This is a genomic window from Bradyrhizobium sp. 2TAF24, assembly GCF_052115025.1.
GTDB lineage: Bacteria > Pseudomonadota > Alphaproteobacteria > Rhizobiales > Xanthobacteraceae > Bradyrhizobium_A.
In genome coordinates, this window is record NZ_JBFRFW010000039.1 from 1 (window position 1) to 22,974 (window position 22,974).

12 protein-coding genes and 1 tRNA gene are annotated in these 22,974 nt (G+C 67.1%); 8 read left to right on the forward strand and 5 right to left on the reverse strand.

Annotation, left to right across the window (positions count from 1 at the left end):
* From AB4Z37_RS32125 to AB4Z37_RS32140, 4 genes are all read right to left on the reverse strand, one after another.
* The coding region (locus tag AB4Z37_RS32125) for a two-partner secretion domain-containing protein (RefSeq protein WP_441520727.1) at nucleotides 1-10,361 on the reverse strand (10,361 nt) is incomplete at its 3' end.
* A 183-nt stretch (nucleotides 10,362-10,544) separates the two neighbouring features.
* The gene (locus AB4Z37_RS32130) at nucleotides 10,545-11,543 is read right to left on the reverse strand and encodes a FecR family protein (RefSeq protein WP_441520728.1); all 999 of its coding nucleotides are present in this window, start codon (nucleotides 11,541-11,543) and stop codon (nucleotides 10,545-10,547) included.
* The gene (locus tag AB4Z37_RS32135) at nucleotides 11,533-12,126 is read right to left on the reverse strand and encodes an RNA polymerase sigma factor (RefSeq protein WP_441520729.1); all 594 of its coding nucleotides are present in this window, start codon (nucleotides 12,124-12,126) and stop codon (nucleotides 11,533-11,535) included. The genes AB4Z37_RS32130 and AB4Z37_RS32135 overlap by 11 nt, the downstream gene beginning before the upstream one ends.
* Nucleotides 12,127-12,135: 9 nt before the next feature.
* Nucleotides 12,136-12,906 carry an energy transducer TonB gene (locus tag AB4Z37_RS32140; protein ID WP_441520730.1) on the reverse strand — a complete coding sequence of 257 codons (771 nt, stop codon included), beginning with the start codon at nucleotides 12,904-12,906 and terminating at the stop codon, nucleotides 12,136-12,138.
* A gap of 851 nt (nucleotides 12,907-13,757) precedes the next feature.
* On the opposite strand from AB4Z37_RS32140, the gene AB4Z37_RS32145 reads away from it, so the two are divergent.
* The 5 genes from AB4Z37_RS32145 to AB4Z37_RS32165 are packed head-to-tail and all read left to right on the forward strand — an operon-like array spanning nucleotide 13,758 to nucleotide 19,136.
* Nucleotides 13,758-15,305: an ABC transporter substrate-binding protein gene (locus AB4Z37_RS32145; RefSeq protein WP_441520731.1), complete on the forward strand. Its 1,548-nt coding sequence runs from the start codon at nucleotides 13,758-13,760 to the stop codon at nucleotides 15,303-15,305.
* 36 nt (nucleotides 15,306-15,341) lie between these two features.
* A complete protein-coding gene (locus AB4Z37_RS32150; RefSeq protein WP_441520732.1) occupies nucleotides 15,342-16,283 on the forward strand; it encodes an ABC transporter permease in 942 nt (313 codons plus the stop codon).
* Entirely contained in the window at nucleotides 16,280-17,167 is an 888-nt protein-coding gene (locus AB4Z37_RS32155; protein ID WP_441520733.1) for an ABC transporter permease, read from the forward strand. Before AB4Z37_RS32150 ends, AB4Z37_RS32155 begins: the two co-directional genes overlap by 4 nt.
* Complete coding sequence (locus tag AB4Z37_RS32160) at nucleotides 17,164-18,168, forward strand: ABC transporter ATP-binding protein (RefSeq protein ID WP_441520734.1); 1,005 nt, start codon at nucleotides 17,164-17,166, stop codon at nucleotides 18,166-18,168. The genes AB4Z37_RS32155 and AB4Z37_RS32160 overlap by 4 nt, the downstream gene beginning before the upstream one ends.
* Nucleotides 18,165-19,136, forward strand: coding sequence for an ABC transporter ATP-binding protein (locus AB4Z37_RS32165; protein ID WP_441520735.1), 972 nt, complete (start codon nucleotides 18,165-18,167; stop codon nucleotides 19,134-19,136). Before AB4Z37_RS32160 ends, AB4Z37_RS32165 begins: the two co-directional genes overlap by 4 nt.
* A gap of 146 nt (nucleotides 19,137-19,282) precedes the next feature.
* Here the strand turns inward: AB4Z37_RS32165 and AB4Z37_RS32170 are convergent.
* Nucleotides 19,283-19,357, reverse strand: a tRNA-Gln gene (locus AB4Z37_RS32170).
* Between the two features lie 379 nt (nucleotides 19,358-19,736).
* Here AB4Z37_RS32170 and AB4Z37_RS32175 point away from each other — a divergent pair.
* The 3 genes from AB4Z37_RS32175 to AB4Z37_RS32185 all read left to right on the forward strand — a co-directional run bounded on the left by AB4Z37_RS32175 (nucleotide 19,737) and on the right by AB4Z37_RS32185 (nucleotide 22,961).
* Nucleotides 19,737-21,509, forward strand: coding sequence for an acyl-CoA dehydrogenase (locus tag AB4Z37_RS32175; protein WP_441520736.1), 1,773 nt, complete (start codon nucleotides 19,737-19,739; stop codon nucleotides 21,507-21,509).
* 97 nt (nucleotides 21,510-21,606) lie between these two features.
* A complete protein-coding gene (locus tag AB4Z37_RS32180) occupies nucleotides 21,607-22,536 on the forward strand; it encodes a histone deacetylase family protein (protein ID WP_441520737.1) in 930 nt (309 codons plus the stop codon).
* A gap of 173 nt (nucleotides 22,537-22,709) precedes the next feature.
* Nucleotides 22,710-22,961 carry an exodeoxyribonuclease VII small subunit gene (locus tag AB4Z37_RS32185; RefSeq protein WP_441520738.1) on the forward strand — a complete coding sequence of 84 codons (252 nt, stop codon included), beginning with the start codon at nucleotides 22,710-22,712 and terminating at the stop codon, nucleotides 22,959-22,961.
* The last annotated feature ends 13 nt before the right edge of the window (nucleotides 22,962-22,974 follow it).

Below are 22,974 nucleotides of genomic sequence, written 5' to 3' on the forward strand. Positions count from 1 at the left end.
ACGCCCGGCCGCGCGGTGTCGACCTGGCCGGTGAGATCCGGCGTCTGGTTCTCGATGCCGAGCGTCACGCTGCCGCCCGGCGCCAGGATGTTGATGTCGCCGCCGGCCTCGGTGCGGATGCGGCCGAGCTGATACACCGACAGGTCGCCATGATAGGCCGTGGTCGGCGTACCGATGGTGCTGCCGGGAAACAGGGTCTGGATCGCCTTGTAAGCGCGATCATAGCCCTTGCCGCCAGTACCCTCGCCGCCCGCCACGGCGCGTCCGCCAGCTTTCAGTTCAGCGAAGTACACCTTCTCGATCAGCGGCATCTGCACACTCGGCGCCAGCCCTCGGAACAGCGCGACGGCCTGATCGGCCGGCAGCACCGCATAGCCGAGCGTCTTGTTCAGATAGTCGACGAGATCGGCGGTGTGGCTTTGCAGCACTCCGCCGGCATTGGCCGGATCGAAATAGGTCGTGATGAAGCCGGCGATATTCGGACCGTTCTTGCCGAGGCCGACGGCGACGCTGATCGACGCCCCGGTCGGCGTCAGCAGCGCGTTGGCGGCGTTGCCGATGCTGGCGATGCCGATGCCATTGAACACCGTCCCAGACTTCGCCACCGGCGTCTGCACCGTGATGTCGCGACCAGCCTCGATATCGAGGAACCCTGGACCGCCGATCCGGATGTTGAAACCGTTACAGTCGGCCGGCGTCCGACAGCTGGTCATGTCGCGGCCGGCCTGGATTTGCGAGACATCGCCAGGCTGGTTGTTCTGCAGTTCGAACAGGGGCGAGAGAATGTCGAGGCCAGCCCGGACCTGCGCCCGCTTCGACGTCGCAAGGATCACCCGGTTCAGGCTACCGAGCGCATAGACATGCACGGCGCGCGGATCGTCGGGCTGGGCGAAGTTCGAGGCCACGCTGCTAGTGGACTGATCCGACAAGTTGAAGATGGTTCCGACGTAGTTGCTAAGGAACGCCTTCGCAAACGGTGCCGGCGCGATGCCGGTCATGCTGACGCCCGTATTCCGAATGTCCCGTCCCGCCAGCAGCTCGACCTGAGCGGTCGGAGCCTGCAGCGCATACAGTACATTACCGGCACCAGTGGGGGCGCCGTCGACGAAAATGGTCGACCCTAGCGTCTGCGTGCTGGTGATGGAGCCGGTCGCGGCCACGACGTTCATGACCGGTGGCACATAGTCGCCGTTGAGCGTGATGTCGCCGCTCATCGCCATCACATTGAAAGCCGTGTTGGCGCTGTAGCTGGTGAAGAAGCCCCACGGCGACCTGCGATCGTAGCAATCCGTATTGCAACCCTCGAGGCCGTAATGGTTGACATCCCGGTTTTGCAAAGCCGCGCGGGTCGGATCCCCGACCACGAGGCCGGCCGCACGATCCGAGACGATGGCAGCACGGCCATCGCCCACCATCACGTTCACCCGGGTCGTCGCGCCGATGGCGGCTGCCCGCACCTCGCCGACGCCCCGGCCGACCGCGATGTTGGCGTTATCCAAGGCGCCGGCCACGGCGAGCTGGAGGGGGCCGCCGCCAGTCGTCACCACGTCGCTCGCGCTGACGGCGCCGGTCGGCGCCCGCAGCGTGGTCGGCGCGCTGATGTCGACATTGCTGAGATTGCCGCCGACACTCACCACGACACTGCCGCCGCCGAGCGCACCGAGGCCACGATAGCCCGTGACGTTGGGCGGACGGTCGATGCCTATGATCGGCCTGGCCGGACTTTGATAGTAACTGCCGAAATTGATGTACGATGTGCCGTTGACGACTGGCGCCCCCGCTGCCCCGGGGGCGCTCTGGGTCCACAGCCAGAACGTCGCCAGGCCGCTGCCGGCCCAACCAATATCACGATCGTAGGACGGAATGAGAACGCTCGCGCTGCTGAGGTCGCCCTGCACGACGACCCGTATGTCGCCGCCGCGCTCAGGATAGCTCGCGACCACCTTTGACGTCAGCGCCGTTGAATAGAGGGAGTCCCATGTGATTTTTCTGGTTTTGTAGCCGAGATAAGTGTCCGAGCGATTGTTAAAGGTCGACCTGATGTAGGGCCGCGTCGGCGTCTTGAACCCGGGAATATCGGCTGACGGCGTTCCCGCGGTGTAGATGCCGAACGGCGTCGTCAGGATGACGTCGCGTGCGGCGGCGAGATCGAAGTCACCGGTTCCGGTGCGCACCACGCTCGGGATCAGGAATCCGCCGGTGTCCTTGTGCGGGTCGTTGAACAGGATCGAGCCCGTCCCTGCCGCGAGCGCCCCCTTGGCGACCAGCCCGAGCGGATCGGCGGCGGTGAAATCGGCGCCCGCCACCAGTCGCAGCGAGGCCGATCGCGAACCTGCCGGCAGCAGTGCTGAGATTACGAAGATCTTGCCGTCCGGCGTGGTGATGGGAGCATTGAAACCATCGCTCAGGCTGCCGTTGAAATTGAGATTGCCGGCTGCGCGCAAGGTCAGCGCCATCGGCTCGCCGCCGAACCGCAGGGCATGCAGGTCGATACCGGTATTGAGCTGCGACGGGCTCTGCAGCAGCGTCATGTCGCCGCTGCCGCGCAGCTCGATGCCGGGCATCAGATGCGTGGCCGCATTGCTTCCGACCGCGCCGACGTTCGCCAGGATCGCGGCGGCATTGGCCATATAGGCCTGCGCATCGGCATTTGCGGGTGACGCCGCGTTGCCGATCCAGGCGTCGACATAAGGCGTCGCCGTGATGTCGTAGACCTTCACGGCCTCCAGACCGATCGTCCGCGCTCCCGTGATCGAGGCTCCGGCATCGGAGATCGCCACACCGGCCGCGCCCGTGCGTGGCGCGCGCAGCCAGACCTTGCCGCCATTGAGGCCCTGTCCGGTTACGTCGATCCACGCGCCGCCGGCCAGCGTCAGCTGCCCGGCGCTCTGGCTGGCAAGGCCCAGGAAGACTTCGCCGGCATCGCCATCCGCACTGCTGGCATGGGCATCGAGGCCGGCGCCGGGCGCGAGCGTGAGGTTGTTGCCGGCGGAGAGGCGGATGCGGCCACCGGAGGCGCCATGGGCATCGATCAGCCCGGTCACGGTCAGGTTGCCGCTGACCGCCGAAAGCTCGACCTCGTGAGCCGTGATGTTCGGCACCTCGATATCGCCGTTGCGCAGCGTCAATGCCTGCTTGTCGGAGAAGCCGCTCACGACAGCAAGCAGCGTCCTCGCGTCGCCGCTGCCGAGATCCAGCGCCACCCGCGCGCCGCGATATCCTGCAACGGTCGCAACACGGAGCTGGCCGTCGAGCTGCGCAATGCCGTGCGGCGCCGCGATGGCGAGTGCACCGGCATCGCTGCCACGGCTCGACGCGGCGAGATCGACCTGCGATGCCCTGCGCGGGTCGAGCCTTGCGAGATCGCCGCCGCTGAGATCGAGCACCGCACTGCCGGCGATCGCCACATTGCCGTTGGACGAGCTCAGAGTGATGCTGCCCGCCGGAGCGAGACGGACCACCTCGAAGAACGTGGCCGCGGCGCCGGACACATCGGTCAGGGAGCCGGCTGCGAGCGTCACTCCGGCATTCCCGCTGAGATTGACGACGCCGGACGGCAGCACGATCGCGGTGCCCTGCACGATCGATCCGGCGGTCACGGTGAAATGGGCGCCAAGCGAGTTGACGGCCGTGATCGCCGCGACCGGCGTCGCCACGCCGGTCAGTGTCACCGCGCCGGTCGCGTTCAATGTGGTATCGGCCCCTGCGGCACCGGTCACGCGCGGCGTTGCGACCACGAGATCGCCCGCGGTGTTGAGGACCCCGATCCCCGATCCGATCACCTGCGCCGCGGCGCCCAAGGTAACACTGCCGAAGCCGCCAACATTGAGCGTGCCGGGGCCGATGGTGAGTTCGGTCGTGTTGAACACGAGCGATCCCTGCCCGGCGGTGCCGGCACCGACTGCCGTCGGAGCGCCGGCAAGGGTCAGTTGCCCGGCGCTGATCACGGCGCGATCGCCGGCCGCGCCGAATCCCGTGATGGTCGGGCTGGACAGGCTGAGACTGGCGATCTGCGCCCGCCCGGTCGCCGCGTCGGTGCCGCCGAGAACGGTGGAGCCGTAGACGTTGATCCCCTGCCCCGCGCTCAGCGTCAGCATGGCAGTCGGCGCGATGCCGCGCGACGCATCGCCGCGCACCAGCGCCGACAACAGATCGGTCGTCAGCGTGATGCCGCTGGGATTCTGACCGCCGATATTGATGATCGGAGCAGCAATCGTGACAAACGGCGCGCCAAACACCGCCGTGTTGTCGAGGCTGAAGTTCGAGGTGTTGGCGAGCACCAGGCTGCGGCTGGCGTCGACGCGCGCGCCGGCGCCCACCACCAGGCGGCTGGTGCCGGATGCGGTCAGCGCGATCGGCAGCGCCGACGGGGCATTGGACGCCAGCAGGAACGCGCCGCCGCTGAGGGCGAGCGTACCGATCGGCCGTCCGCTGGTCGGATCGAGCGGGAACAGATCCGGCAGCTTGCCGGCCGCACTGGTGTCGATCACCGCGCCGGGATCGAGCACCAGCGAATTGGACGCCCGCAGCATCACCTCGGGCAGTGCGAGCATCGCATGGCCGCCGATCTCGATATCGGTCGCGGCGCTGCCGATCTGCAACTGGGTGGAGGTCAGCGATCGCACGCCACCGATCAGGATGCTCTGCGCCCCGATACGGTTGATGAAATCATCGGTGATCGCGGTGAAGCCGGCACCTGCGACATCGCCCTTGCCGATCACGGCGAGCCTGGTGCCGACGATGTCGGCCTCGCCGGCGCGGCCGCCGGGCGCAAAGGAGAAATCGCCCTGCCCCTGGAAGTCGATGCCGTTCGCGGCACTGAGCACGAAGCGGCCGGCGTCGACCGGCAGCCGCGGCACGATCGCATTGGCGGCGATCGCCTGGGCGCGGAAGAACTGGCCCACCGTGGTCTCGGCGTATTGCGACTGCTGACGCACCACCGCGCCCGGCGTGACCACGAACAGCGAGGCCAGCGGATCGCGGATCGCGGTGTTGGCGACCGTGCGATAACCCGTCACATAGAACGATCCCGAGGGGCGCTGCACGGCAAGCGCCTGCGACGATGGCGGCAGGCCGGTGGCTGCGATGGTCACCTTGAACGCGCCCGGCAGCAGCGCATAGTGGCCCGGCAGCAGCGTGTAGGTGCCCGCAGCCAGCCCGTCGATCCCGGCGAGCGTTACCTGGTCACCGATCTTCAGGTTGACGTTTGGCGCGGCCACCGCCATCTGATCGCCGTTGCTCGACGCCATCAGCGGCGAGCGCGGCGCATAGCCGGATCCAAGGCTCGGCAGGATGGCAAAGGTATTGACGCCGTTCAGGGTATCGACCGAGCCGCCGATGCCGCTGACGAACTGGAAGCCGTAGAGATCGCCGCCGCCGGATTCGTCGATCTTCGCCGCGGCCTTGCCGTCCGCGGCGCCGGCAACCGTCACCGACTTGCCGTACAACGAGATCACCTTCTGCGGCGCCTCGGTCATGATGATCGGTTTCCCGATCCAGTCCGTGCCATAGATATAGAGGTTGTTGCCGACCGGAGAACCATAGGGAATCAACGCGCCGGCGGCCGACACCGAGGTGACACTGCCCGGCAGCAGATTGATGATGGACGTGCCCGGATGGGCGGGATCGCCCAGCGTGATCTGGCCGATCGGTGCACGCAGCACGCCGCCCTGGTTGATGGTGGGGGCGATGATCCGGATCTGGCCGCCGGCCGACAGCGGCAGTGGCGGCAGGTCGACGCCATTACGGGCGAAGGTGATCACGCTGGCCGGCCCCGCCGCGCTGACCGTGAACAGCGCCAGTTGCGAAACAAAGTCGCCGCTCGCCGGCGCCGCTGTGATTGGGTAGATCTGCGCGGCTGTGAAACCGAGATCGCCGAAAGTGTTGAAACTGCTGTAACCGCTGTAACCGCTTCCCGCGCTGGCCGCGCTCTGCGCGGTGGCCGCCGCGAGGCGGATGTCGCCCGCACTGGTGAAGCGCATCGCCGCGAACCCCGGCAGCGCCACGGCCTGGCCCGCCGGTGTCTGAAAGCTGGCGCCACTGCGCAGCAGCCCGTCGATGTCGATCAGGCTCGCCTGCACGGCCAGCGTCGCGCTCCCCGCCAGGGCGGCGATGATGTTCGCCTGGGAACTATTGAAGTCATTGAAGGCGCTGCGCTGGCCGCCGCCGAGGTTGACATAGGCCGATGCCAGATGGACGTCGGCGCCCGCCGTGGCGCTGAGGCCGGTTGCACTGATGGCGAGGCTGCGATCCGTGCGCAGATTGATGCTGCCGTTGAAGATCACCGCATCGGCCGCGCCGAGCGAGACCCCGGAGAAGCCGGCATCCATGATGGCATCGGCGCTGACATGCAACTGCCCCTGCAACACGGCCGGCAGGAGGTCGCCGATCTTGAGCCCATCCGGGGCGAAGGACTGCCGCCCCTGCGTCAGCACCAGCGCGCCGACGGGCTGGCGGTAGCTCGCACCATAATAGCTCGCCCAAATGGTCTGATCGATCACGAGGCTGCCGCCTGCCGCCGATGGACCGCCGCGATTGGCGAGCAGCGTCGAATCGAGCAGCAGGCCTTGCGACGCCACGATCCGGACCGCGCCGGCGTCGGTCGCTACCGGCGTTGTCACCAGCCACGAGGCCAATCCGCTCCGCGACGGCAAGGCGATGACACCCGCGGCGCCGGACACGTCGATCAGCGATCCCGCCCGGGCGATCACCGTCCCCAGCGGCGCCAGCCCCGACTGCGCACCCGGGCTCGTGGCCGTCGTGGATGCGCCGTAATAGCTGGTGAAAGGATAAGCCGCCGGATCATATCCCCAGGTGTTGATGTTGACGCTGCCGCCGTTCCACAGCCGGTAGCCAGCAACTCCGCCCGCGTCCTGATAGGTCTGCACCAGGCCGCGCGCGAGCAGCCGCGCGTTCGCGCCGAGCCACAGGCTTTGCGCCGGATCATACGGCGCCGGGAACGTTTCCATCGGCTTGACGGGACCGTAGAGGTCGAGATTGATGGTGCCGGCCGGTGCATCGATGATGCCGTCGAACGTGAGCTGGCGCCCGGCATGCAGCTTCACCACCGCGCCGGGATCGGTTGTGATCCGCGCGCCGATCGCGACGGTCAGCCGGCCGGTGAACGGATCGACCGCGCTGAGCACGAGGTTCACCGGCGGCGCGTTCTGGGACGGAGCCAGCGCTCCGAGCACGGCGATGTCGGCGATCCGCGCACCGGCCGCGGCGCCCGTCACGGCATCGCTGACCTTCAAGACCTGGGCATGCAGCTGCAGGTCGACGCCAGGTGCGACCGCGACGCCGTTATAGCCGATCGCGGTGTACTGGCTGAAGCCGCCGCGCGCAAAGAACGATGGATCGAGCCACAGCGTGCCGGTGTCCGCCGGCCGCTCGCCGCCGATCTGCACGCTGGCCGCAGCGATGGTCAAACGCCCGCCGCCATTGAACCCGGCCGACCGCAGCGATCCCTGCAGGCTGACGCTGCCGGGGTAGACAAGCGGCGTGATCTTGTTGAAACCCTGCACCTGTGCATTGCTGATCAGGCTGATGTCGCCGCCCGCGCCGACCGGCAGGCCGGAGGCACTGGTCTTGAACTTGCCGTTTGCCTGCACCCAGCCGCCGCTGGATGCATCGATCGACGCGCCGGCAGCTACCTGGACGCTGCCCTTGGCGTAGATCGCCACTTTGCCGCCATCGGGGAGCGCCGCATTCGCGACGCCTCCATTGAGCGCATCGTTGGTCCACAATCCCGCGACGTCGATGACGCTGCCGCTCTTCAGCAGCACGTCGCGTGTCGGCGAACCGTAGCCCTGCGAAGCATCGACCGTCACCGCGCCGCCCCGCGCGATCAGCTGCCCGTCGAGCGAGACGCCCGCGCCCGTGCTCAAGCTGATCGTGCCGCCATCGGCGACCCGCAGCGTCGCGCCACCGACCAGGCTGATGCCGCCGCCGGAGAACTTCAGGGTCACCGGGTCGGACAGACCGTTGCCGCCGTTGATGCTGATCTGGCCATAATTGCTGTCGTTGAGCGTCTTCGCCGACAGGAACAGCGTCTGCTGCCACGCCGCCGGCAGCAGTGTCGCAGGATCTCGCTTGCCGGCCGTCACGGTGCTGGCGGCAAACACGTCGTCCGGCGCCTGCACGGTCGGCGCGATCACGACGTCCGGCGGCGTGACCACGTCGGCACCGATCACAAGGGCACCATTGTGTGCCATGTTGCCGGCCGTGCGCTGGTACAGACCATTGCTGGCGACCGCATTGACCTGGGCATCGACCTCGGCCTGCCAGGCAACGACGCTCAGGCTGCCGGCCGAGCGGCCTTCCAGATAGGCCGGCTGGACGCGCGTCTGGCTGAACGGACTGACGTAGATCTCCTTGACGCCCCAATGGGCGTGATCGACCATGAACTGCCCGGCGACGCCGACATAGGCGATGTCCGCCGGCGCCTGGTTGATGTCATAGATGCGCCCGTCGGCGCCGATCAGGCGGGTGGCCGGCACCTCGCCGCCCCGGTGCCAGATCGAGCCGCCGGCGATGTTGATCGCCACGCCCGGCCGCAGGATCGCATCGCCGGTCGAGAACACCGATACCGAGCCGCCACCCGTCAGGCGCTGATCGATGGTGTGCGGCACGAGGCCGAGCCAGCCCGAGACCTCGAGCAGGCCGCCGGTGGTGTAGACGCGATCGGCGGCGACGCGGTTGAGGTCATGGCTGTTGACCCAGAGATTCAGACCGGTGAGCAGCCCGCCCCGGTTGAGCGGCGAATCCCGCAATTCGTTGCCGCGGACGTTCACCTTGACGGCGTCGTCGGAGGCCGCCGCCAGGACGCCCTGCAGGCCGCCGACATCGATGGCGACGCCGTCGGCGACGTAGACCCGCCCGGCGTCAAACGCCTTGGAGACACCGAGCCCGGGTACGTTGTGGTTCAACGAATAGATCAGGTCGGCATTGCTCGAGGCCTGGAGCACGACCTGCCCCGCCGGCAGCAGCAGGCTTGCCGCTCCCAACAGGTTGACGGTCTGCCCCTCCGCACGGAACAGCGACTGTTGCTGCGGCTGGCCGTCGAGCGCAGTGCGGCCGTTCTGGTCCGGCAGGATCGCCACCAGGCTTCCCGCCCCGAGCTCGACAGTGCCAAGACGCGTCGGTATGACAAGATAAGTCGGCAGGTCGAGGCTGCTCGCGCCGGAGATCGACTGAGACCTGACGCCATCATGCGCGATCAGGGTGATCGAGCCGGCGGCATCAACCGATGTGACGGCCGACAGAATCCCCTGCTGCCGCACCGTCATGCCGGCGAGCGAAATGTTGCCGGTCGGCGCGCTGATCAGCCCCTGAGCCGTGTTGGTCACGGTGCCGCCGTTCAGCAGATTGACCTCGACGCCGCGGATGCTGGGATCCGTGCTCTGGGTCAGATAGACGGCGCTGCCCGCGGCGAGCACGGTCTGTCCATCCGGCGTGGCAATGCTGCCGCTGTTGCGGACATTGGCGCCGAGCAGAAACACGTTGCCTCCGCCGGTCGTCACCGACTTCGGCGGCGCGGTCTGGATCAGCGCGCCGGGCTCGACGACCACATCGCCCGCCGCTCCGCTCGATGCGAAGATCGGATCGGAGATCTTCTGCTTGGCGATATCGTAGGCCTGCTGGTTGACGATGCCGCTTTTGAACCGCTGATCGGTGATGCCAAGGGTCGACGCCACCAGCGAGCCGACATTGACCTGGCTGGCGCCACCGAAAATGATGCCGTTCTGGTTGATCACCAGCACCTGGCCGTCGGCCCTGATGCTGCCGAGGATCTGGCTCGGGCCGACATTGCCGGTCACGCGGTTGAGCACGCTCCAGGTCGTGTTGCCCTGCTGGTTGAAGACGACGTCGGTCCGCGCCCCGACATTGAACGACTGCCAGTTGAGGATCGCCTGCGGCGAGGTCTGGGTGATGGCGACGTTGGTGCGACCATTGACCATCGCCTGGGTCGGCAGGCCCGCACCGCTCCACTGCAGCGTCCCCGGCGCCGCGCCCGGCGCGACCTGCAGCCCGCCCGGCGCAAGGCCATTGGGCACCGCGACCTGCGGCAACGCCTGCGATGTGCCCGCGGCCTGGGCCCCATTGCGCGCCGCCGCCTGGGTCGCCTGCATCGCCTGGATCGCCTGCACGGCGCGGGTCAGCGCGCTTGCGCTGCGCGCGGCCGCATCCGCCGCCTGCTGCGCCGCTGCGGTCGTGGCGCCCGCCGCATAGGCCGGCGCCGCGATCACCGGTGCGCCGCCGAGCTGGGCCGCCCCGGCCGGCGGGCCCGCAAGGACGAGGGCCGCCACGCTGACGCTGGCGAGCAGAGCGGAATGACGGCGGGCAGAGAAGGAAAACGACATGATGCGGACTTCCGGCGACCCAGGCATGGACGAAGGACTTGAGCGAGGGACAGCCCCAGGCGCCCGCCGACCGACCACTGGATGAGATCGACCGCGGCAGGATGCTGTCCTGTCCTGAAGACGACCGCATCGCCGCCGAGCCCGCCAAAAAAATGCGCCGACATGATCGGAGCGGTCGGCCGCTCAGCTGAGCAGCACCAGTCCGCCCGGCAGGACCCTGGTTTTCAAGGCGAAAATGTCCGCGATCTTGGCCACCGCGTCCTCGATCCGGTCGATCCGGAACGTCGCGTCGAGCACCAGGCGGCCGATATTGTCGTTCAACAGCACGATGCGCCCGCGGCGATAACGATTGATCTCCGGGATCACCTCGGCCAGCGCCCTGTTCTCGAACACCAGCAGCCCATGCTGCCAGCCCTCGACCGCGCGGCCGTCCGTGGCGGCGACGCGGTCGAGCCCGCGTGCGTCATAGGCCACCTGCTGGCGCGGCTTGAGCGTGATGACCTCGTGCCGGCACTCGACCTGCACCGCGCCGTCGAGGCAGGTCACCGACACCGCCTGCCCGTCATAGCGCAGGCTGAACTTCGCGCGCGCCGCGCTGACCCGGCCGCCGCCCGCCACCACCACGAACGCATCCGCCGGCGCGGCCGCGTCGATCCCCGTATCGACCGCGATCTCGCCGGCGATCAGCTCGACCTGGCGCGCCCGCGGATCTGCCGCGGCAAGGCTGGTGCGCGTGTTCAGCGCGACCGCCACCGTATCGGCGAACGTGATGGTGCGCCGCTCACCAACATCGGTGCGATAGCTGGCCGACAGCTCGGACAGCGACGGCCAGAGATCGAGCGGCGGGCGCGCCGCGAGATAGGCCACGCCGCCGGCCGAGGCGGCGATGGCGCCGCCGAGCCACGCCCGCCGGCTGAGGCTGGACCCGCGCCGCGACGCGCCGGAGGCGGCGACAGGCGGCTGCGCCGCCGCCATGTTGCGCGCCACCGACCGCAGCACGTCCCACTGCACGTTCACCTCGGCGAACGCGCGCCGGTGCGCCGGACTTTCGGCACGCCACCGCTCGAATGCGTCGACATCAGTCCGGCTGACCTCGCCCGCGCGCAGCCGCGCGGCCCAGCGCCGCGCCTCGGCCATCAGCTGCGCCCGCGCTGCGCCGGGCTGGTCGTTGTCATTCGTCATGGTCGTGATCCGCGGCACGGCTGCCGCCGCCACCCATATACAAGACGTCTGCGGACGCGCGCGCCCGCCTCTTCAGCCGTGCCCCTTCGAAATGCTTGCCACAATGCGCCAGGGCGTGATTCATCTCCCGCTCGACGGTGCGCAGCGAAATGCCGAGGCGCTCGGCGATCTCGCGATAGGACAGCTCGTCCACCAGGGCCGCGGTGAACACCGCCCGGCAGCGCGCCGGCAGCTGCGCCACGACCCGCTCCAGGGCAGCCATTTCGGACCGCATCGCCGCGATGTGCTCGGGATCGAGCACGTCGGTATCCGCCACCATCAGCGCCTCGAGCTCGGCCTTGCCGACCCAGCGGTTCTCGGCGCGCTGGCGATCCACCGCGACATTGAGCGCCATGCGATAGAGATAGGATTGCGGCCGCTCCAGCGCCACGATGTCGGGGCCACGATCGAGGCGCAGCCACGCCTCGTGCAGCACTTCCGTGGCGGCATCGGCTGAACCGAGACGCCGCGTCAGGCGCCGCCGGAGGTCGTCATACCCCGAGACCAGCAGCTTGCGCAGCAGAGCGCGTCCGATTTCGACCACCGCCCGGCCTCACGGTTCGCCGACCGCCGCGCGCCGCTGCTCCGGCGCGGCGGCCAGGCAGCCGGCGGAGACGGCCGCACGCTGCGGCGAGATCACGAGAACGACCGGCTGCGGCAGATCGGCCGGCGGCGATCGCCCGATCGGCAGCGCCCGCGTCACCTCGTCGAGCGCGCCATCGAGCGCATCGTCTCCGGTGGTATCGAGGCGCTGCGAGCGCAGCACGACGCCGGACTGTCCGATCCACAGCTTGAGCGCCAGGCGGTAGCGGCCCGGCGCGGTGCGCCCATCGCGGCACAGCGCCAGCTCGACGGCGCGCTGGATGTCCCGGAAGTAGCGCGTGGCCCCCGGCGGCAGGCCGGCGACGGGCGCCGGCACAGGCGGCGCGACGATCTTGAAGGCGGCCTCATCCGCGGTGAACGGCTGCGCCACGAGCCCCGATCCCGCGAGCAGCAGCGCAAGCGCCTCGCGCGGCATCATCGCGCCCTGGACGTCGCTCGACCGCCGCCCCGCGGCATGCCGGGCATCGACCAGCACCTCGATATTGGTCGCCGCGCTGAATGCCTGCAACGCCTTCGCCAGCGGCTGCGCCGGCAGGTCGAAGCGGATGGGAGCCGGCACCGCCGACGATACCAGCGCCTGCGCGGCGGCACTCGCGACCGGCCCGACCGGCGACACCGCCGCCAGCAGCACGCCCCCGAGCGCAACGCAAACGCCCGGCACCGCCGGCGCGCGAACGCCCCGCTTCTGTCGCGACCTGTCGATCAATCCACCAGACGTCATGGCAGCCGGTTTTGGCGCGTCCCGATGCCGCAGGGAGTGCGGCCGGCATGCGGATGTCACCCCGCCGCCCATCGGCCCGAGGATGCGGCGGGACGCTAGTGGCGCAATATTACAGTCTGACGACAGAGCAGGGCGACAGGCGGCAGTGGCGGCGGACAGAGGAGCCGCTCACAGAGCACCTCGCAACAAAAATTACACGGCACTGCTCCAGCGTCATCAAATCAGCTCCTTAAGAGACATGAGGAAGCACCGAGGCAAAACCATCGGCAAATCTCGGGGTCCATGATCCGCGCGTAAAAACATCTGCGCCTGAAAACCTGCCCAAAAGGCGATAACGTTTGAACTCTGGGTCGCGAACACAATGCCGCGTTTTCTCCGCAGCGGCCTCGGGGCTCTTTATCGAAACAAGGCGCAGGAGAAACCGGAAGTGCGGAAGCGGGATGATCTGGATCGGGATGGCGTCATCTCCACGAAGAGAGGTCTGCCATCTGCTCGCAGGCAAATTCTCTCGCGCCAGGAGCATGTCACTTCACGCGAGATCAGCAAGAAAACGCCCGTCCAGTCACATGGATACTCCGGACATCTGCCGCTTGGCTTTGAGCTGGATGTCTCGTCGAGCGAGTTGCAATCATAGAGCCGACCACTACAATAGATTGCGATTCAAGCTGATGATAGCGGCTGCGACCCGCACTATGGCGTGATCTTCCTTATACAAAGCATCTATTTCAGAGACTAAAGAGATCGAACGGGGCCAACAACTGCCCCGGATGGCGGAATTGCGCGTTGCACGCAGTCAGATCCGAAGCAGGATTGTCGTCGCGTGCCAATCAAAATGAAAATTGGGGGGGATGATGCTGCGTGTTTCTGAACTCGTTGGTTCGATCCTCGGAGGGCTGGCGTTCGCGCTCGTCGGATTGCAGATCTCCAGCGCGGCTGAGCCAGCGCCGAAGGATGGCGGCACGATCGTCATGGCGACGACCGCCCAGGTTCAGGGCTTCGATGCGTTGACGACGCGCTCAGCCAATCGTGAGACCACGATGGCGGGCGGGCTTGTGTTTTCCAACTTCTTCACACGAAACGACAAGGGCGAGCGGATTCCGGATCTCGGGACCTCGCTCGACAGCTCGCCGGACGGCTTGACCTGGCGGCTGAAGCTGCGGCCGGGCCTGAAATTCTCCAACGGGGCGCCCTATACCGCGCACGACGTGGCGAACCACTTTCAGCGTATCCTCGATCCGTCGAGAAACCAGATGTTCGCGGCCGCGACCGGTTCGCTGAAGGACGCGGTCGCCATCGACGACACCACCATCGAATTCCATCTGGCCTATCCCTGGGCCGCCTTCCCGAGCATCTTTCTGATCGACAACTTCCTCATCTGGGTGATGCCCACCGAGCACGAGAGAACCGCCGGCGCCGACCTCAATCGCCGGCCGATCGGCGCCGGCCCCTACATGATGACGGAGTGGAAGCAGGACGACAGCATTACCTTCGAAAAGAATCCCAACTACTGGAATCCGAAGGCGCAACATCTCGACAAGATCGTCATTCGTTTCCTGCCCGATCCCACCGCGCGTTTCACGGCCCTGAAGACCGGCGATATCGACATCTTCTACGAACCCTTGGGCAAGCAGGTCGTGGCGGCGCGCAACGACAAGAGCCTGCGGGTCGTTGAGTATGTCGGCACCGGTGCCTCCACCGTCAACATCAACACATCGCTGCCGCCGCTCGACGATGTCAGGGTACGCCAGGCTCTGGCCCATGCTCTGGATCGCAACATCGAACTCAAGGTTGGCTTCGACGGTGTCGGCAGTCTCGCCACCAGCTTCTGGGGCCCTAACTCCGAGTGGAACTGTGCTGATGTCGGCTATCCCGAATACAATCCGGAGAAGGCCAGGGCCCTTCTCCAGGACTACGGCAAACCCGTGAAGATCGTGCTCCAGGTGCAACCGACGGCGGCCATGACCATCCCTGCACAGCTCTACCAGAGCTTCTGGCAGAAGGTTGGCATCGAGACGGAGATCAAGAGCATTCAGGGCGGCCCCTCCTACATCAACCCGGTGCTACGCGGCGACTATCAGCTCGCGATGTGGGAGGTGGCCGACGTGCCCGACCCCGACTTTCAGGTCTATCAGGCCTTCTTCTCCAAGAGCGGCGGCAACATCACCAAGATCAAGGATGCCGTCCTTGACCAGGCCATCGAGACCGGGCGCCGCAGCCTCGACGTCGATGTCCGCAAGAAGGCGTACTGCGATTTCAGCAAGGAGATGGCCAGGCAGATGCCGATCCTGCTGCGGCTGCAGTCGAACTATTTCGCCATCACACTGCCGCGGGTCCACGACATCCCGCTGATGCGGCGTGGTCTCGTGCGGCTCAACGAAGTGTGGGTCGATTCCAAATAGCATTCGCATGCAGGACCACACCGTAGGGTGCAAGCCATGACATCCTATTTCCTGCACAAGCTGCTGCGCCTGGCTGTCGTCCTGCTGGTGGTCGCCGCAGCGAGCTTCCTGCTCATGAACCTGCTCCCGGGTGACGTCGCCCTCGCCCTGCTCGGCAACGAAGCGACGCCGGAAGCGGTCGCGCAGGTCCGCGCCGAGCTCGGCCTCGACCAACCGCTCCTGCTGCGCTACCTGCACTGGCTGGCCGGCTTCATGCACGGCGACCTCGGCCGCTCCTACATCACGCAGGTGCCGGTGATGGAATCGATCCTCGATCGCCTTCCGGTGACGATCGAGCTGATGCTGCTGAGCCAAGGATTGGCACTGCTCATCGCGGTTCCGACTGGCGTGCTGTGCGCTTACCGCGCCGGCAGCAGGATTGACCAGTTCGCCAACTCGGTGGCGTTGCTCCTGCTCGCAGCCCCCGTGTTCATCATCGCGATCCTCCTGATGTTCCTGTTCGCGCTCGAGCTGCGCTGGCTGCCGTCGACCGGCTACGTGCCGTTCATGACCGATCCCGTCAGAAACCTCACGCATCTTGCGTTGCCCGCGCTTGCGATCGCGCTGGCTGAATGGCCGCCGCTCTTCGCCGTGCTGCGCGCCGACATGATCAAGACACTGCAGCAGGACTATATCGCCCTCGCCAAGGCCAAGGGCCTCAGTCCCGCTTTCATCTTGCTCCGCCACGCCTTGCGGCCATCGTCGTTCACGCTGGTGACGATTTCCGGCCTGCAGATCGCAGCAACGATCGCCGGTGCGCTGGTGGTGGAGACCATCTTCGGATTGCCCGGGATCGGCCGCATGCTGACAGGCGCGGTTTACAATCGCGACATGATGCTGGTCCAAGGGTGTGTTGCGGCAATATCCGTCGGTTACGTCCTGATCAACTTCGGCGTCGATCTCATCTACGCGCTGCTCGATCCGAGAGTGCGGCAATGACCGCGTTCGCCAATGATCCCGGACGTGAAACCACATCGACGATCGGGGCGGCGAGCCCACTGCTCATGCGCGACCGGCTGGGGCTTCGCTTCTGGATCCCGGCGACCTGGATCGCGATGGTGGTCGTGCTGGCCGTGACGGCCAACCTTCTGCCGCTGCGGAGCCCGATCGAGACGGACTTTACGGCGATCTCCAGCTGGCCGGATAGAACCTACTGGTTCGGCACCGACCAGCTCGGCCGCGACATCCTCTCCCGCGCGATCTTCGGCGCACGGATATCCCTTACTGTCGGCCTGCTGGCACCGGCTCTCGGACTTGGCATCGGCATGCTTCTGGGCATGGCAGCCGGCTACTTTCGCGGGCGCGTCGAAGCCGTCATCGTCGCCGCCATGGACGCGGTCATGGCGTTTCCCGGAATACTCGTCGTCCTCGCCGTCACGGCGTATGTCGGGGCCAGCGTCTCCCTTCTGGTCCTTCTGCTCGGTGTCCTGACAGTCCCCGCGTTCATGCGCGTCGCGCGCGCCAACACGCTGGTGTTCGCCCAGCACGGCTTCGTGCTGGCGGCACGTGCGATGGGCGCGACCCACTGGCGGGTTCTGTCGCTCGAAATCCTGCCGAACGTCGCCATCCCGATGCTGATCTACGCGCTCCTCGTGGTCTCCCGCATCATCGTGGTCGAGGGCGTACTGTCCTTTCTCGGCCTAAGCCTGCCGGCGCCACGGCCGACCTGGGGCAACATGATCGCGGATGGTCAGGTCGACCTCGCGACATTGCCCTACATCTCATTCATTCCTGCAGCGCTGATGTTCCTCACCGTGCTGTCGATCAATCTGATCGGCGAGCGCCTGCGCGCGCGGACAGACCTTCGTGGCAGTGTGCTATGATCGACGCAGGCTCGGCTCTCCTTGAGGTGACCGACCTCGCAACGCAATTCCACACGCCCCGCGGCCCGGTACGCGCGGTCGACGGCGTGTCGTTTTCGGTCCGGCGGGGCCAGACGCTGGGGATCGTCGGCGAGTCGGGTTCCGGTAAGAGTGCTCTCGCCCGAACCATCGTCGGTATCCTGTCGAAGCATCGCACCAGCACAACCGGCCGCATCGCGTTCGAAGGACGAGATCTGCTGAAATTGTCCGAACGGGACATGCGCGACATTCGCGGAAGGGACATCGCGATGGTCTTCCAGGACCCGACTTCATCACTCAATCCCGTCAAGCGGATCGGCGTCCAGATCGAAGAGGTCCTCGCCCGCCATCTTGGCTTGCGCGGGCGTGCCGCGCAGTCCCGGGCAACCGAACTTCTCGCCTCCGTGGGCATTCCCCTCCCCGGGGAGCGCCTGCACCATTATCCGCACCAGCTGTCCGGCGGCATGCGCCAGCGGGTCGCCATTGCCATCGCGCTCGCCTGCGAACCCAAGCTGCTGATCGCCGACGAGCCGACTACGGCCCTCGATGTCACAATCCAGGCGCAGATCCTCGACCTGCTGCAGCGCCGGCAGCAGGCCCATAACATGGCGATGATCCTGATTTCGCACGACCTCGGCGTGGTGGCAGGGTACACCGACACAGTCGCGGTGATGTATGCCGGGCAGGTGGTCGAACAAGCCTCGACGCGATCGCTGTTTCGAGACTGCCGCATGCCCTACACCGCGGCCTTAATGCGGTCCGCGCCGAACCTGTCCGATCCACCGCACACGCGGTTGCGAGCGATCGCGGGACGGCCACCAGACATGCTGCAGCCACCACCAGGATGCCGCTTCGCCCCGCGCTGCGACTACACAACCGACGTCTGCCGAACCGGCCAGCCGACGCTGTCGGCGCCCGATACGGCCGGTACGCATCGCTATGCCTGCTGGCACCCGCTCGCCTCCCGCGGAGCATCCTCGTGAGCCCGGCAGAACTCCTCGTCATCGATAATTTGTCCGCCACCTACAAGCTGCCGCGCGGGCGACTGCTGACGGCCGTCGCGAACGTCAGTTTCACTGTCTACAAGGGCGAAACACTCGGGCTGGTCGGCGAATCCGGTTGCGGAAAATCGACGATTTCACGCGCCATTATGCAGCTTCCGCGGCCGACAGGCGGCTCGGTGATCTTCGAGGGACGCGATCTCGCAGGCCTCGATGCCGAAACACTGCGTCGGACGCGAATGCGACTGCATATGATTTTCCAGGATCCGATCTCCTCGCTCAATCCGCGCCGCAGGGTACGCGACATCGTCGCGGAGCCGATGGCGATTGCCGGCACGGGCAATGCCGAAGACCGCAGACGTCGCGTCCGCGCCGCGCTCGAAACCGTCGGACTTGATCCCGATCAGGTCATGGACCGCCGGCCGCACGAATTCTCAGGCGGCCAGTGTCAGCGCATCGCGATCGCCCGGGCGCTCGTCACAGAGCCGCATCTCGTGATCTGCGATGAACCGGTTTCGGCTCTCGACGTTTCAGTGCGCGCGCAGATTCTCAACCTTCTCGAGGATATGAAGGCGCGCTATGGCCTGACGCTATTGTTCATCAGCCATGACCTTGCCGTAGTCAAGAACATCAGCGACCGCATCGCGGTCATGTATCTCGGCCGGCTGTGCGAGCTTGCGCCGTCGGCGCGCCTCTACGATGCGCCGCTGCACCCCTACACTGCGGCACTGATGGCCGCCATTCCCGTCATGGACCCGGACAGGCGCCCGTCACCGTCGCAACTGCTCGCTGGAGATCTGCCCTCCCCCATGAACCCGCCGAGCGGCTGCCGCTTTCGTACACGATGCCCGCATGCAGCGGCGCGTTGTGCGGCCCACGAGCCGGAATGGCAGGAGGCCGAACCCGGCCATTTCGTCGCCTGTCATTTTCCATTGGGCTCGCTGGCTTGATGTTTTCGTTACTCCTTGTCTGTGCTCAAGAGACCCTTGGGCAAACCTATGGCCAAGGCTGCCAGGCAGACAATCAAGAGAGACGAGAGATATCGGAATGGAAAAGCTGAAAATCAGCAACTCACTGATTTAACAGATGAAAAATCTGGCTGGGGCGGGAGGATTCGAACCTCCGCATGGTGGAATCAAAATCCACTGCCTTACCACTTGGCGACGCCCCAATGGCCCCGAGGCGCGGGGCTTGGCCGCACGGAATCCCTCAGGCCACGCCGGTGTATAGGGAGCGGTCAGCCATTTCAAGCGGGGCGCGCTGACCACGCCGCCAGGGCCTGCAGCCCGCCCGGCCACGCGTCGGCAGCCCAAAGCGCGCCGAAACGGACGAAACCCGCCGCCGCCGGCGGCGCGCCATCGATGGCGGCATGCGCCCGGGGGTACCGCCGGCCGCTTTTGTTTGAAGCCGGCCCGCCGGCATGGCAATTTGCGGCATCGCGGAACCGCCCCGGCGGGAGGCCCGTTACGAGGCCATATGCCATGTAGAGTGTGGCGGCCGCGATCACGACATGACGACAACCGCCGGCCGTTCACCAGGAGAGAATGCCCATGACCTACCGCGCCCCGATCAACGACATGCTGCTGGCCCTCAACCAGGGCGCCGGCCTCGCGGCCGCAGTCAAGGCGGGGCACTATGGCGACTTCGATGCCGACATGACCGCGGCCATCCTCGAGGAAGCCGGCAAGTTCGCCACCGACGTGCTGGCGCCGCTGAACCGCGAGGGCGACAAGAACGGCATCAAGCTCGCCGACGGCAAGGTCACCACCGCGCCGGGCTGGCCCGACGCTTACCGCCGCTGGAGCGAGGCTGGCTGGAATGCGGTCGCCGGCTCCGAGGCCTGGGGCGGCCAGGGCCTGCCGATCGCCATCAATGCTGCCTGCACCGAGATCTGGAGCGCCTCCAACATGGCGTTCGGCCTGTGCCCGCTGCTGACCGCGAGCGCCATCGAGGCGCTGGAGGCCCATGGCAGCGAGGAGCTGAAGCAGATCTACCTCGCCAAGCTGATCTCCGGCGAGTGGACCGGCACCATGCAGCTCACCGAGCCGCAGGCCGGCTCCGACGTCGGCGCCCTGCGCAGCCGCGCCGAGCGCGCGAGCGACGGCAGCTACCGCCTCAAGGGCACCAAGATCTTCATCACCTACGGCGAACACGACATGACCGATAACATCGTGCATTTCGTGCTCGCGCGCCTGCCGGACGCGCCCGCCGGCACCAAGGGCATTTCGCTATTCCTCGTGCCGAAATTCCTGGTCAACGCCGACGGCTCGCTCGGCGCGCGCAACGACATCTATGCCAGCGGTGTCGAGCACAAGCTCGGCATCCACGCCTCGCCGACCTGCACCATGACGCTCGGCGACAAGGACGGCGCCATCGGCTACCTGATCGGCGAAGAGAACCGCGGCATGGCCTGCATGTTCACCATGATGAACCAGGCGCGCCTCGGCGTCGGCCTCGAGGGCGTCGGCATCGCCGACCGCGCCTACCAGCAGGCGCTCGCCTTCTCCCATGAGCGCCGCCAGGGCAAGGCCGGCGGCGCCAAGGGCGCGGGCTCCGATCCGATCTTCGCCCACCCCGACGTCAAGCGCATGCTGCTGCAGATGCGCGCGCTGACCGCCGCCGCCCGCACCATCTGCTACGCCACCGCGGTGGCGATCGACGTCTCCCACCGCGCTGCCGACGCCAAGGTGCGCGAGGCCGCCGCCGCGCGCGCCGCGCTGCTGACGCCGATCGCAAAAGCCTTCTCCACCGACATCGGCAACGAGGTGACGTCGCTCGGCGTGCAGATCCACGGCGGCATGGGCTTCATCGAGGAAACCGGCGCGGCGCAGCATTACCGCGATGCCCGCATCACCGCGATCTACGAGGGCACCAACGGCATCCAGTCGATCGACCTCGTCACCCGCAAGCTCACCGCCCAGGGCGGTGCCTCCGTCGACGCACTGCTGAAGGAGCTGAACGACATCGCGACCGAAGTCGAGCGCTCCAACGATCCGGCGTTCGGCACCACCGCCGCACGGCTGCGCGACGGCCTCGCCTCGCTCGACCGCGCCGGTCGCTGGCTGCTGGAGCGCCTTGCGGCCGCGCCGAACGACGCCCTCGCCGGCGCGACGCCCTATCTGCGGCTGTTCGGCTCGACGCTCGGCGGCTGCCTGCTCGCCAAGGAAGCGCTCGCCGCGCGCGGCGACGGCGAAGGCCAGCGCTATGTCACCCTCGCGCGCTTCTTCGCCGAGAACGTCACCGTACAGGCGTCCGGCCTCGAGCGCATGGTGGTCGACGGAGCCGATGCGGTGAACGGCGCCGACGCCGTGCTGGCAGGCTGACCACGCGACACGATGGACCGGCGGCCGCACGCACGCGGCACGCCGGCCCTCCCGATGACGACACCGCCATCCTCACGCTGAAGGGATCGACGCGCCGATGTCCACGCTCCTGATCACCCACCCCGCATGCATCGATCATGTGGTGCCGCCCGGCCATCCCGAACGGCCGGATCGCATGCGGGCCGTCGAACAGGCGCTGTCGCCGGACGCGTTCAACGCGCTGACGCGGATCGAGGCGCCGCTCGGCGACCTCGATCACGTGCTGCTCTGCCACAACGAGCACTACGTCAACGAGCTGCAGCACATCGCCCCCACCCAGGGCCTGATCTACATCGACGGCGACACCTCGATGTCGCCGGGCACCTGGGAAGCGGTGATGCGTGGCGTCGGCGGCGCCACCGCCGCTGTCGACGCCGTGGTCGGCGGCCGTGCCGCCAACGCCTTCGTCGCCACCCGGCCGCCCGGACACCATGCCGAGATCGGCAAGCCGATGGGCTTCTGCTTCTTCGACCATGCGGCGATCGCCGCCCGCTACGCCCAGCGCCGCCACGGCGTCGGCCGCGTCGCGGTGGTCGATTTCGACGTCCACCATGGCAACGGCACCCAGGACATCTTCTGGGCCGATCCCACCGTGATGTACTGCTCGACCCACGAGATGCCGCTGTTTCCCGGCACCGGCGCGCTATCGGAGCGCGGTGACCATGACACCATCGTCAACGCTCCGCTGCGCTCCGGCGACAGCGGCACCCGCTTCCGCGAGGCCTTCACCGACCGCATCCTGCCGCGGCTGAAGACCTTCGCGCCCGACATGCTGGTGATTTCCGCCGGCTTCGACGCCCACTGGCGCGATCCGCTCGCCAACCTCCAGCTCCAGGACAGCGACTACGCCTGGGTCACGGAGCAGCTGATGCGGCTCGCCGCGACCAGCGCCAGCGGCCGAATCGTCTCCATCCTCGAGGGCGGCTACGACCTGCAGGGACTGAAGGAATCGGTCGGCGCCCATGTCGCCGCACTGATGTCCGCCTGAGCAGCCGCGGAGGCAGCCCGGGGTTCCGCCGCCGGGATGAATGACAAATCGATGACCGGGACTTTTCGGACCGGCCCGGCAGGCGGCGCCGGCTTGAAATGGCGCGCCCCGCCCGCCACAATAGCCCCTCTTTGACGATTCAAACCGAAGCGGGGCGCTTCGAGGACAGCTGAATGGCCGACAACACCAATGCCGACGTGAAACGATTGAGCTTCGAGCGCGCGATCGAGGAACTGGAGACGATCGTGAAGCGGCTCGAGGACGGCAAGGTTCCGCTGGAAGAATCGGTGGCGATCTATGAGCGCGGGGAAGCCCTGAAGCGCCGTTGCGACGAGCTGCTGCGCCAGGCCGAAGCGCGCGTCGACAAGATCACGACGGATGCGTCCGGCCAGGTGGCGGGGGCGGAACCGCTCGACGTCCAGTAGTCTCCCGCCTCGC